The sequence below is a fragment of the Lentzea aerocolonigenes genome (assembly GCF_000974445.1).
Classification (GTDB): Bacteria; Actinomycetota; Actinomycetes; order Mycobacteriales; family Pseudonocardiaceae; genus Lentzea; species Lentzea aerocolonigenes.
This window is the reverse complement of the sequence record NZ_BBOJ01000003.1, coordinates 85,570-100,307: the sequence shown is the minus strand read 5'-3', so window position 1 is coordinate 100,307 and position 14,738 is coordinate 85,570. Positions and strand designations below refer to the sequence as shown.

General features: G+C 69.8%; 18 protein-coding genes. 7 read left to right on the top strand and 11 right to left on the bottom strand.

Features of this window, described 5'->3' with window-relative positions; genetic code table 11:
- Position 1 precedes the first annotated feature (1 nt).
- Genes AOM45_RS50615 through hsaB form a run of 6 tightly spaced genes read left to right on the top strand, consistent with a single transcriptional unit; the run spans position 2 to position 5,292 of the window.
- Positions 2-880: an acetaldehyde dehydrogenase (acetylating) gene (locus tag AOM45_RS50615; protein ID WP_030469789.1), complete on the top strand. Its 879-nt coding sequence runs from the start codon at positions 2-4 to the stop codon at positions 878-880.
- A complete protein-coding gene (dmpG, locus tag AOM45_RS06565) occupies positions 846-1,856 on the top strand; it encodes a 4-hydroxy-2-oxovalerate aldolase (RefSeq protein ID WP_030469788.1) in 1,011 nt (336 codons plus the stop codon). Before AOM45_RS50615 ends, dmpG begins: the two co-directional genes overlap by 35 nt.
- A complete protein-coding gene (gene hsaA, locus AOM45_RS06560) occupies positions 1,853-3,019 on the top strand; it encodes a 3-hydroxy-9,10-secoandrosta-1,3,5(10)-triene-9,17-dione monooxygenase oxygenase subunit (protein WP_030469787.1) in 1,167 nt (388 codons plus the stop codon). Before dmpG ends, hsaA begins: the two co-directional genes overlap by 4 nt.
- Before the next feature lie 10 nt (positions 3,020-3,029).
- Positions 3,030-3,839, top strand: coding sequence for a 4,5:9,10-diseco-3-hydroxy-5,9,17-trioxoandrosta-1(10),2-diene-4-oate hydrolase (gene hsaD / locus AOM45_RS06555; protein ID WP_030469786.1), 810 nt, complete (start codon positions 3,030-3,032; stop codon positions 3,837-3,839).
- Entirely contained in the window at positions 3,839-4,741 is a 903-nt protein-coding gene (gene hsaC, locus AOM45_RS06550; RefSeq protein ID WP_030469785.1) for an iron-dependent extradiol dioxygenase HsaC, read from the top strand. The genes hsaD and hsaC overlap by 1 nt, the downstream gene beginning before the upstream one ends.
- Entirely contained in the window at positions 4,741-5,292 is a 552-nt protein-coding gene (gene hsaB / locus AOM45_RS06545; RefSeq protein WP_030469784.1) for a 3-hydroxy-9,10-secoandrosta-1,3,5(10)-triene-9,17-dione monooxygenase reductase subunit, read from the top strand. The genes hsaC and hsaB overlap by 1 nt, the downstream gene beginning before the upstream one ends.
- Here hsaB and AOM45_RS06540 read toward each other — a convergent pair.
- A complete protein-coding gene (locus AOM45_RS06540; RefSeq protein ID WP_030469783.1) occupies positions 5,278-6,099 on the bottom strand; it encodes a class I SAM-dependent methyltransferase in 822 nt (273 codons plus the stop codon). The genes hsaB and AOM45_RS06540 overlap by 15 nt on opposite strands.
- Before the next feature lie 42 nt (positions 6,100-6,141).
- Here AOM45_RS06540 and AOM45_RS50610 point away from each other — a divergent pair, with 42 nt between their 5' ends.
- The gene (locus AOM45_RS50610; protein ID WP_051784044.1) at positions 6,142-6,528 is read left to right on the top strand and encodes a helix-turn-helix domain-containing protein; all 387 of its coding nucleotides are present in this window, start codon (positions 6,142-6,144) and stop codon (positions 6,526-6,528) included.
- On the opposite strand, the gene AOM45_RS50605 is transcribed toward AOM45_RS50610, so the two are convergent.
- Genes AOM45_RS50605 through AOM45_RS06485 form a run of 10 tightly spaced genes read right to left on the bottom strand, consistent with a single transcriptional unit; the run spans position 6,525 to position 14,729 of the window.
- Positions 6,525-7,118, bottom strand: coding sequence for a hypothetical protein (locus tag AOM45_RS50605; RefSeq protein WP_051784043.1), 594 nt, complete (start codon positions 7,116-7,118; stop codon positions 6,525-6,527). The genes AOM45_RS50610 and AOM45_RS50605 overlap by 4 nt on opposite strands.
- A gap of 5 nt (positions 7,119-7,123) precedes the next feature.
- Positions 7,124-7,927: an EndoU domain-containing protein gene (locus tag AOM45_RS06525; RefSeq protein WP_030469782.1), complete on the bottom strand. Its 804-nt coding sequence runs from the start codon at positions 7,925-7,927 to the stop codon at positions 7,124-7,126.
- A 7-nt stretch (positions 7,928-7,934) separates the two neighbouring features.
- Positions 7,935-8,636 carry a WXG100 family type VII secretion target gene (locus tag AOM45_RS06520; protein ID WP_030469781.1) on the bottom strand — a complete coding sequence of 234 codons (702 nt, stop codon included), beginning with the start codon at positions 8,634-8,636 and terminating at the stop codon, positions 7,935-7,937.
- On the bottom strand, positions 8,633-8,944 hold the full coding sequence (locus AOM45_RS06515) for a type VII secretion target (RefSeq protein WP_308202526.1): 312 nt from the start codon (positions 8,942-8,944) through the stop codon (positions 8,633-8,635). Before AOM45_RS06515 ends, AOM45_RS06520 begins: the two co-directional genes overlap by 4 nt.
- Positions 8,941-9,390 carry a YbaB/EbfC family nucleoid-associated protein gene (locus AOM45_RS06510; protein WP_030469779.1) on the bottom strand — a complete coding sequence of 150 codons (450 nt, stop codon included), beginning with the start codon at positions 9,388-9,390 and terminating at the stop codon, positions 8,941-8,943. The genes AOM45_RS06515 and AOM45_RS06510 overlap by 4 nt, the downstream gene beginning before the upstream one ends.
- Positions 9,391-9,417: 27 nt before the next feature.
- The gene (locus AOM45_RS06505; RefSeq protein ID WP_030469778.1) at positions 9,418-10,428 is read right to left on the bottom strand and encodes an acyl-CoA dehydrogenase family protein; all 1,011 of its coding nucleotides are present in this window, start codon (positions 10,426-10,428) and stop codon (positions 9,418-9,420) included.
- Positions 10,425-11,324, bottom strand: coding sequence for an acyl-CoA dehydrogenase family protein (locus AOM45_RS06500; RefSeq protein WP_051784031.1), 900 nt, complete (start codon positions 11,322-11,324; stop codon positions 10,425-10,427). The genes AOM45_RS06505 and AOM45_RS06500 overlap by 4 nt, the downstream gene beginning before the upstream one ends.
- A complete protein-coding gene (locus tag AOM45_RS06495) occupies positions 11,321-12,412 on the bottom strand; it encodes an acyl-CoA dehydrogenase family protein (RefSeq protein ID WP_030469776.1) in 1,092 nt (363 codons plus the stop codon). Before AOM45_RS06495 ends, AOM45_RS06500 begins: the two co-directional genes overlap by 4 nt.
- Positions 12,412-13,242: an enoyl-CoA hydratase gene (locus tag AOM45_RS06490; RefSeq protein WP_030469775.1), complete on the bottom strand. Its 831-nt coding sequence runs from the start codon at positions 13,240-13,242 to the stop codon at positions 12,412-12,414. Before AOM45_RS06490 ends, AOM45_RS06495 begins: the two co-directional genes overlap by 1 nt.
- Complete coding sequence (locus AOM45_RS06485; RefSeq protein ID WP_051784030.1) at positions 13,239-14,729, bottom strand: FadD3 family acyl-CoA ligase; 1,491 nt, start codon at positions 14,727-14,729, stop codon at positions 13,239-13,241. Before AOM45_RS06485 ends, AOM45_RS06490 begins: the two co-directional genes overlap by 4 nt.
- Between the last annotated feature and the right edge of the window lie 9 nt (positions 14,730-14,738).

Sequence of the window (14,738 nt, the reverse complement as noted above, 5' to 3'; positions counted from 1 at the left end):
GGTGAAGGCGGCCATCGTCGGCTCCGGCAACATCGGCACCGACCTGCTCTACAAGCTCCTGCGCTCCGACGTGCTGGAACCTCGTTGGATGGTGGGCATCGACCCGGCCAGCGAGGGGCTGAAGCGCGCGGCGTCGCTGGGCCTTGAGGTCTCGGTCGACGGCGCGGAGTGGTTGCTGCGTCAGGAGGAGCTGCCGGACATCGTCTTCGAGGCGACGTCCGCGGCGGTGCACCGGGCCAACGCCCCGCGTTACGCGGAGGCGGGCATCCGGGCGATCGACCTGACACCGGCGGCGGTCGGGCCGTACGTCGTGCCGCCCGTGAACCTCGGCGAGCACCAGGACGCCCCCAACATCAACCTGATCACGTGCGGCGGCCAGGCCACGATTCCGATGGTGCACGCCGTTTCCCGCGTTGTCCCGGTGGAGTACGCGGAGATCGTCGCGAGCGTGGCGTCGGTGTCCGCGGGACCGGGGACGCGGGCCAACATCGACGAGTTCACCCGCACGACCAGCAAGGGCATCGAGGCGATCGGGGGAGCTTCGAGGGGTAAAGCGATCATCGTGCTGAACCCGGCGAACCCGCCGATGATCATGCGCGACACGATCTTCTGCGCGATCCCGGCGGACGCCGACACCGAGGCGATCACGGACTCGATCGCGCGGATGGAGACCGACATCCGTTCGTACGTACCGGGTTTCCGGCTGCTGAGGGAACCGCAGTACGACGCCGGCCGGGTGGCGATCTTCGTGGAGATCGAGGGCGCCGGCGACTTCCTGCCGCCGTACGCGGGAAATCTCGACATCATGACGGCCGCCGCGACCAAGGTGGGGGAGGAGATCGCTCGTGCAGCTGCGGTTGACCGACACGTCACTGCGTGACGGCTCGCACCACAAACGACACCAGTTCACCGTCGAGGACGTCCGCTCGATCGTGGCGGCACTGGACGGCGCCGGGGTGCCGGTGATCGAGGTGACGCACGGCGACGGGCTGGGCGGTTCCTCGTTCAACTACGGCTTCAGCCTCACGCCGGAGCAGGAGCTGATCAAGGTCGCGGCCGAGACGGCGCAGCAGGCGAAGATCGCCGTGCTGATGCTGCCGGGTGTCGGCGTGAAGGACGACATCCTGGTGTCCCAGGACAACGGTGCGTCGATCGTCCGGATCGCCACGCACTGCACCGAGGCCGACGTCTCGGTGCAGCACTTCCAGCTCGCCCGCGAGCGCGGGCTGGAGACCGTCGGGTTCCTGATGATGGCGCACTCGCAGCCGCCGGAAGCGTTGGCGAAGCAGGCGCGAATCATGGCGGACGCCGGTTGTCAGTGCGTCTACGTGGTCGACTCGGCGGGAGCCCTGGTGCTGGAACAGGTGTCCGATCGGGTCGCGGCGCTGGTCGACGAGCTCGGGGACGACGCCCAGGTCGGGTTCCACGGCCACGAGAACCTCGGGCTGAGCGTCGCGAACTCCGTCGCCGCGGCGAGGGCGGGCGCGAAGCAGATCGACGGCAGCGTGCGCGGCTTCGGCGCGGGCGCGGGGAACACGCCGCTGGAGGCGTTCGTCGGGGTCTGCGACAAGCTGGGGTTCTCCACCGGCGTCGACTTCTTCAAGATCGTGGACGCGGCCGAGGACGTCGTCCGGCCCGTCATGCCCGAGGAGTGCCTGCTCGACCGGATGGCGCTGATGATGGGCTACGCGGGCGTCTACTCCAGCTTCCTCAAGCACGCGTACACGCAGGCACAACGCTACGGCGTGTCCGGCGCGCACATCCTCGTCCGCGCGGGCGAACGCAAGCTCGTCGGCGGGCAAGAGGACCAGCTGATCGACATCGCACTGGAGCTGAGCAGGGAGAACGTCCGATGAGCGAGGAAATCCTCGGCAAGGTGCGGGAGCTGCTGCCTGCCCTGCGCGATCGCGCGGCAGAAGCGGAGGAACTGCGCAAGGTGCCGCCGGAGTCGGTGAAGGCGTTGCAGGAGACCGGGTTCTTCCGGATGCTCCAGCCCGTCCGCTACGGCGGGTTCGAGACGCACCCGCTCGCGTTCTACGAGGCGGTCAGGCTGATCGCGAGCGCGTGCGGGTCGACGGGCTGGGTCGCGTCCGTGCTGGGCGTGCACCCGTGGCACGTCGGGCTGTTCGACGTGAAGGCTCAGGACGAGGTGTTCGGCGAGGACCAGGACACCCGGATCTCGTCGTCGTACGCGCCCGTCGGCAGGGCCACACCGGTCGAGGGCGGGTTCCGGTTCAGCGGCAAGTGGAGCTTCTCGTCGGGCTGTGACCACGCCACGTGGGTGCTGCTCGGCGGGCTGGTGATGAACGACGAGGGCAAGCCCGTCGACTTCCGCACGTTCCTGCTGCCGATCGCCGACTACACGATCAACGACGTGTGGGACACGGTCGGGCTGCGCGGTACCGGCAGCAACGACATCGTGGTCGAGGACGTGTTCGTGCCCGAGCACCGCACGTTGAGCATGCTGCACACGGCGCGATGCATCTGTCCTGGCCAGGACGTCAACCCAGGTCCGTTGTTCCGCATGCCGTACGGGTCGATCCACCCGTTCGCGATCACCGCACCGATGATCGGCATGGCGTACGGCGCGTACGACGTGCACGTGGGTGCGACCCGCGAACGCGTCCGTGCCGCCTACATGGGCGAGAAGTCCGTCGAGGACCCGTTCGCGCAGGTGCGGATCGCGACCGCCTCCAACGACATCGACACCGCGTGGTGGCAGCTGGAGAAGAACATCAACGACGAGTGGGAACACGCCGTCGCCGGCACGAAGATCCCGCTCGAGCTGCGCCTGCGGGCCCGGCGCGACCAGGTCCTCGGCAGCGCGCGGGCGATCTCCGCGATCGACCGGCTCTTCGAGAGCGCGGGCGGCAAGGCGATCAACGCCGGTGGGCCGCTGCCCCGGTTCTGGCGCGATGCGCACGGCGCACGCGTGCACGCGGCCAACGACCCGGAGCGCGTGCTCGTCCTGTACGGCAAGGGAGAGCTCGGCATCCAGGTCCGCGACGGGCTGTTCTGAGGGGGCGTTGATGAACGTGCGGCTGCACCACCACGAAGCGGGAACGGACAACTCCGAGACGCTGGTCCTGTTGCACGGCGGCGGGCCCGGCGCGTCGGCGATGAGCAACTTCGCCCGCAACATCCCGGTGTTCGCGAAGTCGTTCCGCGTGCTCGCGGTCGACCTGCCGGGCTACGGCCAGTCGGACAAACCCGCCGAGCACGACCAGTACTTCACGTTCGCGGCGCGGGCGTTGAAGGACAAGCTCGACGAGCTGGGCGTCGAACGCGCGCACATCCTGGGCAACTCGCTCGGCGGCGGCACCGCGGTCCGGTTCGCCCTGGACCACGGCAAACGCGCCGGGCGGCTGGTCCTGATGGGACCGGGCGGCCTGTCGGTGAACGTCTTCTCCCCGGATCCGACCGAGGGCGTGCGCAAGCTCAGCGCGTTCGCCCGCACACCGACGCGGGAGAAGATCGAGGAGTTCCTGCGGATCATGGTGTTCGACCAGACGCTGATCACGGACGAGCTGATCGACGAACGGTTCGAGGCGGCCCGGCAGCCGGAGTCGTTGCGCGCCATGGCCGCGCTCGGCAAGTCGTTCGCCGGCCCGGACTTCGAGCAGGGCATGCTCTGGCGCGAGGCGTACAAGCTGCGCCAACGCGTGTTGCTCGTGTGGGGCCGCGAGGACCGGGTGAATCCCTTGGACGGCGCGCTGCTCGCGTTGAAGCTGATCCCGCGGGCCCAGCTGCACGTGTTCGGCGGCTGCGGGCACTGGGCACAGCTGGAGAAGTTCGACGAGTTCAACCGGCTCGCCCTCGATTTTCTCACGGAGGCGTGATGGGCATCCGATCGCTCGGCTACCTCCGGATCGAGGCCACCGACCTGGACCGGTGGCGCGAGTTCGGACTGAAGGTCCTCGGCATGGTCGAGGGCAAGGGTTCCACGCCCGGCGCGTTGTACCTGCGGATGGACGACTTCCCGGCGCGGCTCGTGATCGTGCCGGGGGAGAAGGACCGGCTGCAGGCGTCGGGCTGGGAGGCGGCGACCGAAGCCGAACTGGAGGAAGTGGCGAAGCGGCTGGCGTCGGCCGGGGTGTCCTACGTCGAGGGCACCGCCGAGGACCTGGCCGAGCGGCGCGTCAACGGCCTGATCAGGTTCGACGACCCGTCCGGCAACACGCTCGAGGTGTTCCACGGGGCAGCGTTGGAACACCGGCGGGTGGTCTCTCCGTACGGCCACCGCTTCGTGACCGAGGAGCAGGGCCTCGGTCACGTCGTTCTGTCCACTTCGGACGACGAGGCCGCCTTGCACTTCTACCGCGACGTGCTCGGCTTCCGGTTGCGCGACTCGATGCGCCTGCCCCCGCAGTTCGTCGGGCGTCCCGCGGACGGGCCGCCCGCGTGGCTGCGGTTCTTCGGCTGCAACCCGCGCCACCACAGCCTCGCGTTCCTGCCGATGCCGACACCTTCCGGCATCGTCCACCTCATGGTCGAGGTCGAGAACACCGACGACGTCGGCCTGACCCTGGACCGCGCGCTGCGGCGCAAGGTGCCGATGTCGGCGACTTTGGGCCGGCACGTCAACGACCTGATGTTGTCGTTCTACATGAAGACACCCGGCGGGTTCGACGTCGAGTTCGGTTGCGAGGGACGGCAGGTGTCCGATGAGGACTGGATCGCACGGGAAAGCACGGCGGTGAGCCTGTGGGGACACGACTTCAGCGTCGGCCACCAGAAGTGATGCGGTCGGAAACAGCGGCCCACTACCGTTCCGTTCTCGGTCACTTCTGCACGGGGGTGACCGTGGTGACCGGCATGTCCCCGGACGGTCCGGTGGGGTTCGCCTGCCAGTCGTTCGCCGCGTTGTCACTGGACCCGCCGCTGGTGCTGTTCTGTCCACAACGGACATCCCGCAGCTGGGCGGCGATAGCGGCTTCGGGCTCGTTCTGCGTGAACGTGCTCGCCGAGGACCAGCGCGACGTGTCGACGGTGTTCGGCAAGGCGGGCGCGGACAAGTTCGCGAGCGTGTCGTGGACGCCGTCGGCCACCGGTGCCCCGGTGCTCGACGGCGCCCTCACGTGGGTCGACTGCGAGGTGTCGGTGGTGCACGACGCCGGCGACCACCACATCGTGATCGGCTCGGTCGTCGAGCTCGGCCCGCTGCGTGATGCGCAGCCGCTGCTGTTCTACCGCGGCAGCTACGCCAGGCACGCCGAGCTGGACACCCGCGGCTGGTCGGGCGAGGTCCTGGACAACCTCTTGACCTGGCAGCGCCAGTCAGAGTGGATTTAGGGCCTTGATCTCCCAAGCGGCGCTGGGGAAGCTGACCTGCCCGTCCTCGACGAACGGGTCGAACGCGCGCAGCACGGTCTTGAGGACCTCGTCGCGTTTTTGCTCGTCCATCGTCTGGAGCGCCCGGCCGACCGGTCCGAGCATCGTGAGGTACTGCGGCAGCACGTCCTCTGGCATCGAGCAGGTCAGGTCGACCTCGCGGAACTCGATCCCGGTCCAGCCGCTCTCGTCGAGGATCTTGCGGGCCCTGCCCGGGTCCGCGAGCCCGTACGGCCCGGGCCCGTCGGGGTCGAACGTCGGCAGGTCCGGCATCAGCGGTGCGACGGCCCGTTCCGCGGCCGTCATGAACGGGTTCTCGTCTTTGTCGCGCCAGACGACGACCCGCAGCTCGCCGCCCGGCTTGGCAGCGTTGCGGAGGTTGCGGAACGCCGCCACCGGGTCGTCGAAGAACATGACCCCGAACCGCGACACGATCAGGTCGAACTCGGGCTTGAAGGGGTGGATCTGCGCGTCCGCCTCCACGAACCGCGCACGGGCGGTCTCCTGGGCGACGGCGATCTGCGGACCGGAGATGTCCACGCCGAGACACGGCACGTCACCGAGCGCCGCCGCGATCGCCCTAGTCACGCCGCCGGTGCCGCACCCGACGTCGAGCACTCCGGTGCGCGGGCGCTCGGTCGCGGCCGCCACGAGCAGGTCCTCGTACGGCTGGAGAACCACGTCGACCATGTCCCGTGCCGCGGCCCAGCCGTGCCCGCCGGGGCCGTTCCACAGTGCCGCCTGTTCGCTGTTGACCTCAGGTGTCATGCTCCTACCGTCCTACTTCAAGTCGGCTTGAGGTCAAGTGTGGTGGAAGAACTCGGAATCGGCGAGGTGGTGCGGCGCTCCGGCGTCCCCGCCTCGACCCTGCGCTACTACGAGGAGCGCGGCCTGATCGGCTCGGTGGGCCGGCGGGGCCTCACGCGCGTGTTCGGGAAGGAGGTCTTCCAGCGGCTGGCGCTGATCTCGGTCGGCCGGGCCGCGGGCTTCACGCTCGACGAGATCGCGCGGATGTTCGCGCCGGACGGCCGCCCGCAGCTCGACCGCGCGTTGCTCACGAGCAAGGCGGACGAGCTGGACGCGACCATCCGGCGGCTCACCGTGATGCGGGACGGGCTGCGGCACGCGGCGGCCTGCGCGGCGCCGAGCCACATGGAGTGCCCGAAGTTCCAGCGCCTCCTGGAACGCCTGGCCTAGAGGCTCCAGACCTGCGGCGCCACCGTCACCGCGGCAGCCTGGTACGGCGGCAGCAGCCTGCCCTCCACCACGACCTCCAGCGGCCACTTCTCCTTCAGCACCACCCACAACCGTCCGGAGAGGCCGGCGAACGCGCCCAGCAGGTTCGCGGTCTCCGACGTCTGCAGCACGTACACCCACTTCGCCGTGTCCGGGGCGCCGTCGAGCGGTTCGCGCCACGCCCGGCGCAACCGGCGGCCGCCGTGGCGGGCGGCGTCGGCGGACAGCACGACGTCGGCCTTGCTCGGGTCCGGGGCGGAGGCGGGCGCCTGAGCGCTGAAGCGGTACGGCACCGGTGGCACCTCGTCGATGCTCGGCACCGCGGCGAGGTCGGGGCTGTCCGGATCATCCAATGTGGACGCGATCAACGCGCGTTCCTCGGCCGTGATGCCGATGTTCTCGTACGCCATGGACAGCAGCAGTGTCGCCTCGGCCTGCGCGGGCTCGCCGCCGAAGTAGTCCTCGCGCACCGAACGCAGGGTGTCGTCTTCCAACCGGCCCGCGAGCCGCGCGCACAGGTCGGTGACCGTCGCGTACGTCTTCACATCCATGTGCGTCACTTCTTCTTGTACGGGCCGAGATCGGTTTTGGTGACGTTACCCTGATCGTCCTGGACGATCCTGATGACACGGTCGCCCTTCGGGCCCTCCCAGGTCCAGCTGCCGTCACCACCTGCGGCGGGGTTGCTGTAGCGCGGCGGGTTGCCCTGCGGAATTCCCTGCGGCGCAGGCGTGGGCGCGGGCGGGTTGAGGATCACGCCGGGGTTCGTGGCGTCCGGCGGGAACGACGTGCGGATCTCGCCGTTGGACAGCACTGTCGTCCTGACGAGAACGCCGTCGACCATGCCCTCGTAGTTGTACGCCCACGCCGGGTTGCCGTCGGCGTCTTTGGTGGGTTTGGGCCCGGTCACCGGTGGGCCCTGCTGGGTGACCTGGTGCGCGGCGTCGAGGATCTTGGCCTCGTCCCAGCCCTTCGGGAACTCGGTCTTGTTCGAGAACCCGGTGCCCGCGATGTGGCCGCCCTGTTTGCCACCGTCACCGTGGATGATGTGCTCTTTGGACGCATCGCTGTGGTGGATGTCGTCCGCTTTGGGCGGCGTGGTCGGCTTGGGCGGCAGCGGTTTCTTCGTCGGCTGGTTGTTGCCCTGCTGGTTGCCGGGCTTGTTCGCCGGGGTGCCGGAGTTGTTGCCGCCGCCGGGCGTGCCCGCCTGCGCGGTGGCCTTGGCGGCCTTGGTCGCGCTGGACAGGCCGGCGCCCGCGTTGATGTTGCCGTGCTGCTGCGAGGGCTTCTTCTTCGGCGGGGTGCCGCCGCCGTGCCCAGGGGTGCCGCCGCCGCCCGGATTCTTGGGTTTCGGGGTCATCGAGGCCTTATCCGTTCAGCAGCTTCGTGAGGTTGGTCAGGCTGTTGATCAGGCCCGTCGTGTACGTGAGGATGCGCGCGGCCCACTTGACGACGGCCGCCACGATCTGGGCCGCGATCACCGGGATCGTGACGACGAAGATCGCCTCGACGGCCCACACGATCACCCTGGCCACCAGGTCGGCGATCAGGTCGCGGACGATCTCGCGGGTCATCTCGACCAGTCCGCCCGCGCCCTCGGTCGCGGCCGCCATCGCCGCCGCGATCGCGGACAGGCCACCGATGGCGTCGACGTTGTTGACCATCAGCCGCTGGTAGGCCTCGGACGCGTCGCCCTCCCAGCCGATGAGGTCGCTCTCCAGGTCCGCGCGCAGGTCGGTGGCCATGTCGGCGAGCTCGGTCGCCATGTTGTTCCAGGTCGCGGCGTGCGACCTGACGACGTCCGGCTTGCCGGTCAGGTCGTCGAGCACCTCGCGCAACGGGTCGAAGTACTCGATCGCCCAGCCGAGGCCGTTGGACAGCAACGCGCTGATCGGGTCGAGCACGCTCGCCGCGACGTCGACGGCGAGCGACGTCCCCGCGAGCGCGTCGTCGACCCAGCCCTCGCTCTTGATCGCGTCGACGAGGCCCTCGATGCCGTCCGCGAGGCTCGACCCCGTCCACGCCTCGCGGGACGACTGGACCGGCGCGACGAGCGAACCCTCCGTCACCGCGCCCCTCCCGCCGACTTGATCCGGTCGCTGTTGGCCTGGTCGGCCGCGGCGTACTCGTCCGCGCTCGCGCGGAGCTCCTTCGAGACGAGCTCGAGGTTGCTCTCGACGGTGGCGATCACGTCGTCGATCTCGGTGTGCCTGCCCTCGAGGACGCCGGAGATCCACCCGCACAGCAGCCCGTACGCCTGGTCGTCCGCGGTGATGTGCGCGCTGGCGGCCTTGACCCTGGCGAACCGCTGCTTGATCGCGTCGATGCTGCCGGCGTGCGACCGCAGCTGCTCGGACTCGACGTTGAACCCGGTCACCAGCGCTCCTCGACGTAGCTGCGGCCGTCGTTGTCGTCGTCGTCCGCCGCCGCCGGCCTCGGCTTCGCCTCGTCGGCGCCGAGCTGCCGCCCGACGCTCTCCACGATGGCGCGCCCCGCCGCCGTCTCGGTGCCGATGGTCTCCGCGACGATCTCCTTGGACCGTTCCGCGAGCTGCTTGCGCGCGTCGGCGAGCGTGGCCATGATCGTCGCCGCCACGGTCTCAGGACGGGCGCCGGTCATCCGGTCGGTGAGCTTGAGGTCCGTCATCGCGCCGGTCGAGTCGATCGTGACCTCGGCCATGCCCGCGGGGTCCTTCGCGACGATCCGCAATCCCTGCAGCTGCGCGCTCATCGACTTCGTGTCGGCCGCGAGCTTGTCGATCCGGCCCTTCCACGCGGCCAGCCGCTCCCGCGCGCCGTCGGGATCAAGGATTCGTTCGTCCACGACGCCGGAGTCTAGGTAGCTGAACCACTACCGGTGGGCGAAACGGGTGAGGCGACGAATGTGATCTTGAGGACTGCCGAACAACTGGCGGCTCCCGTGAGCCCGTTTGAAGTACAGGTGCGCGTCGTGTTCCCAGGTGATCGCGATGCCGCCGTGCAGCTGCACCATCTCGGCGGCGACGGAGAAGAACGCCTCGGAGCAGTAGACCTTCGCCACGGCCGCGGACACCTCGTCGTTCGCCGCGAGCGCCGCCGACCGCGCGGTCTCGACCAGCACGTGCAGGTCGGCCATGCGGTGCTTCAACGCCTGGAACGACCCGATCGGTTTGCCGAACTGGACCCGTGTCTTCGTGTACTCCACGGTCAGCTCGAGCGCTCTTGCGGCCGCGCCGACCTGTTCCGCGCTCAGGGCCGCGAGCGCGAAGTCCCGGATCTCGGGTGACCACCGGCCGACGCGGAGCGCCGGAGCGTTGGAGAGGTGGACGGTGGCCAGGCGGCGGGTCTGGTCGATCGTCGGCGTGTGCTCGCGGCTGAGTGTCGCCGGGTCGACCTCGTACAGGAACTCGCCGTCGGACACGAGGAGGATCTCCGCGAGGTCGCCGTCGAGCACGTACCGCGCGGCACCGTCGAGGTAGTCGCTGGCCGCGTTGACCTCGGGGTAGTCGATCGCCGGAGTGGCCGTCACCGCCACCGAGTCCCACGCGAGGGTCGCGACGGCACCTTCGGCGATCCGCCTCAGCAGCCGCCCGCGGAACTCGGCGCCGGTGGACGTCAGCAGCGCGTGCGCGGCGATGGCCGAGGCCAGCAGCGGACTCGGCGTGAGGGTGCGGCCGAGCTCTTCCAGCGCAATCCGGGTTTCGTCGAACGTCGCGCCGGATCCGCCGTACTGCTCGGGAATCGGGAGCACACCGATGTCCGTCAGCCTGGCCCACAGGTCCTTGTCGTAGCCGTGCGGGGTCTCGATGGCGGCGCGCACGTCGGAGTGCTTGTCGAGCAGACCGCGGACGGCGTCACGCAGGGCGAGTTGTTCCGGTGTCACAACGCCTCCAGCACGCGCGCTCGATGCAGGGACGGGCTACCCCACGCGGTGCGCAGCGCACGGGTCTGCAACAGGAACCGGCTCAACTCGTGCTCGGCGGTGTAACCGATCGCGCCGTGCAGCTGAAGGGCGATGCGGGCCGCGTTCCAGGCCGCGTCGGAGGTGGCGACCTTGGCGGCCGAGACGTCACGGGTGGTCGTGGTGACCGCGGCGCCGTGCACCAGAGGGCGGGCCAGTTCCAGGCCTATCAGGACGTTCGCGAGGTGGTGCTTGACCGCCTGGAACCCGCCGATCGGCTTGCCGAACTGGGTGCGGGCCAGGACGTGGGCGGTGGTCATCTCGAGCATGGCGCGGCCGAGGCCCAGGAGCTGGGCCGCGCACATCAGGACACCGAGGTCGAAGGCGTGGGTGGGCACTTCGGTGGCGATGACCGGGCCGGCGGTGAGTTCGAAGAGGCGCCGAGTGGGGTCCACGGAGGACAGTTCGGTGGCGGGGGAGGCTTCGCGGAGGGTGTCGCCTTCGACGAGGAGGTAGTGGTCGGCTTCGACGGCGTGGGGGACGACAGGAGGGAACGCGACGGACCAGGTACCGGCTTTGCTTCCAGCCCCAGCCCCAGCCCCAGCGCCGCCGCCAAGCCCAGCCCCGCTGCCGTGCTCAGCCCCGCTGCCGAGCCCAGCCCCGCCGCCGAGCCCTCCCACCAGCGCCGGCACCACGGCCAACGTCTCGATGAGCGGCCCGGCCACCGCGTGATGCCCCACCTCCTCGAACACCACCACCAGGTCCACCGGATCGGTGACCTCGTCGACGACCGAGGCCAAGTCCCGCCGCCCGGCAGCGAAGAACCCGTGCAGCACCCCGGCAAGATCCGTCTGCTCCTCCGACAGCGTGAAGTTCATCGCGGCAACCCCAGAATCCGCTCGGCGATCACGTTGCGCTGGATCTCGTTGGTCCCGGCGTAGATCGGCCCGGCCAGCGAGAACAACCACCCGTCGCGCCACCCCGGCGCTGCCTCGCCGAGCAGGTCGAGCGCCGTTTCGTGCAGCGCCACGTCCAGCTCCGACCAGAACACCTTCGTCACGCTGGCGGCAGGTCCCGACGGGGGACTGCTCAACGCACCGAACGTGTGCAGCCGGTACGCCTGGGCCCCGATCCACGCGTCCACGACCCGGTCGCGCAGTGCCGGGTCCGGGTTCTTCCGGTACAGCTCGACCAGTCGCCCGGCAGCCGCGAGAAACCGGCCCGGGCTGCGCAAGGTCAGGCCACGTTCGTTGCCCGCCGTGCTCATCGCCACGCGCCAGCCGTCGCCGACGGCACCCACGACGTCGTGATCAGGCACGAACACGTCGTCCAGGAAGATCTCGGCGAACCCCGGTTCGCCGTCGAGCTGAGCGATTGGGCGCACGGAAACGCCCTCAGCGCGCAGGTCGAACAGCAGGTAGGTCAGGCCGCGGTGGCGTTCGCCGGGGCCGGTGCGGAACAGGCCGAACGCCCGGTCCGCGAACGCCGCCCGCGAGCTCCAGGTCTTCTGGCCGCGCAGCAGCCACCCGCCGTCGCACCGGACCGCGGTGCTGCGCAACGACGCCAGGTCCGACCCCGCCTCCGGTTCCGACCAGGCCTGTGCCCACACCTCGTCGGCGCGCGCCATCGCGGGCAGGATCCGCGCACGTTGCTCGTCGGTGCCAAAAGCGAACAACGTCGGTGCCAGCAGGAAGATGCCGTTCTGCGAGACGCGGCCCGGCGCGCCCGCCGCGTGGTACTCCTCCTCGAACACCAGCCACTGCAACAGCGAAGCCTCACGGCCACCGAACTCAGCGGGCCACGAGACCACCGACAGGCGCGCTGAAGCGAGCTGTCGTTCCCACGCGCGGTGCTCCTCGAAACCGTCAGGAGTGTCCATCGAGGACAGAGGACGAACGTGCGTCGCGAGCCACGAGCGCACCTCCGCCTGGAACTCGATCGTCGCGGCGTCCAGCGAGAGGTCCATCAGCCGGAGGCCTTCTTCATCGCACGGGCGTCCATGCCCGCCAACGCGTCCGGGCTGACCTCGGCGTTGTGCGCGTGCGCGAAGTGGTGCAGCCCGAACACCGAGTCCATCCCGGCTCGCAGGCCCATCAGGTCCTCGGACTGGTTCACCGCCTTCTTGGCCAACGCCAACCCGAACTGCGGCATTGCGGAAATCCGTCCCGCCAGCTCGAAGACACTGCTCTCCAACGACGCACGCGGCACCACGCGCGAGACCATGCCCCACTCGTAGGCGCGCTGGGCGGAGAACCGGTCGCCGGTGAACAGCACCTCCTTCGCGGCGCGTGGGCCGAGCACCCACGGGTGGGCGAAGTACTCGACGCCCGGAATTCCCATGCGCACCACGGGATCGGCGAAGAACGCGTCCTCGGAGGCCACGATCAGGTCGCACACCCAGGCCAGCATCAGCCCGCCCGCCACGCACGCGCCCTGCACCATCGCGATCACGGGCTTCGGGATCTCCCGCCACCGCCGGCACATGCCGAGGTAGACCTCCATCTCGCGGGCGAACCGGAGATCGCCACCCTCACGGCCGACGTGGTCCCACCACATCACGGCCTTGCGCTCGAACGAGATGTCGACGTCGCGGCCGGGTGAACCGATGTCGTGACCCGCGGAGAAGTGGTCGCCGGCACCGGCCAGGACGATCACCTTGACCTCGGGGTCGTCGACCGCGCGGGTGAAGGCCTCGTCCAACGCGTAGGTCATCGCCGAGTTCTGCGCGTTGCGGTACTCCGGGCGGTTCATGGTCACGACGGCGACCGCGTCCCGCCGCTCATACTCCACTGTCACGCGTTCTCCTTGCGCAGTTGGTGTTTGAGGACCTTGCCGCCGGCGTTGCGGGGGAGCACGGGGTGGAACTGGACCGCGCGCGGGACCTTGTAGTTCGCCAGCCGCTCCCGGCAGAACTCGATGACCTGGTCCTCGGTCAGCGAGAAACCCGGCAACGTCACGACGTGCGCGACGCCGACCTCGCCGAGTCGTGCGTCGGTCATCCCGACCACCGCGGACTCCGCGACTCCCGGCAGCCGCGCCAGAGCCTGTTCGATCTCGGCCGGGTAGACGTTGAAACCGCCGCAGATGTACATGTCCTTGAGCCGGTCGGTGATCGAGAGGTAGCCGCGCTCGTCCACGCGTCCGACGTCCCCGGTGTGCAGCCAGCCGTCCGCGTCGACAGCAGCCGCGGTGGCGTCCGGGTCGTCGAGGTAGCCGAGCATCACGTTCGGGCCGCGCAGCAGCACCTCGTCCTGCTCGCCCAGCCGGAGCTCGAAGTCCGCCAGCGGTCGCCCGCACGTGTGCGCGACGGTCTCCGGCGAGTCGCCGGGACGGCACATGGTGGCGACGACGGCCTCGGTCAGTCCGTAGGCGGTGAGCACGGTCAGCGACATCTCGGACTGCATCCGCTCGATCATCGCCACCGGCACCACCGCCGCGCCGGTCACCGCCAGCCGCAGGCTCGACAGGTCGAACGAGCCGCGCTCGGGGTGGTCGAGCAACGTCTGGAAGATCGTCGGCGGGCCGGGCAGCACGGTGATGCGCTCCCGTTCGATCAGCCGCATGGTCTCGACGACGTCGAACACCGGCTGGGGCACGATCGTCGCGCCGGTCAGCAGACAGGCCAGAATCCCCGCCTTGTAGCCGAACGTGTGGAAGAACGGGTTGACGACCAGGTACCGGTCGGCGGACGTCAGCTCACCGCACTCCGCCCACGCCGCGGCCACCCCGAGCGACTGCCGGTGCGCGCTCATCGCTCCCTTGCTGCGCCCGGTCGTGCCGGACGTGTACATCACGTCGCAGAGCTGATCCGGCACCACGTCGGGCAGATCGACGTCGGGAGCGACCCACTCGGTCGGCAGCCGGACGAGGACCGGAGGCAGGTCCGGGGACAACGCGCGGAGTTCGGCCAGCCGGTCTCGACCGAGGAACTCGGCTGCCACGATCAACGCGCGCGCGGCACTGCGCCGCAGCACGTCGAGCGTCTCGGTGGCGGTGAACCTGGTGTTGATCGGCACCAGGGCCGCGCCCGCGTGCAACGCCCCGAGGGCCGCGATCACCCAGTGGTGCGAGTTCGGCGCGCACAACGCCACCCGGTCGCCCGGCCGCACGCCCATGCCGATCAGCGCGCGGGCCGCGTTCAGCACGGACGCGTGCAGCGCCGGCCAGGTGAGGCGAACCTCCCCGTCCACCAACGCCTCCGCGTCGATGTACGAAGCAGCAGCGCGGTCGAGCACGGCTGAAACCGTTTGCCTGCTTGGATCTACGGCGACAGAAGCCTCCACGGGCCCTCC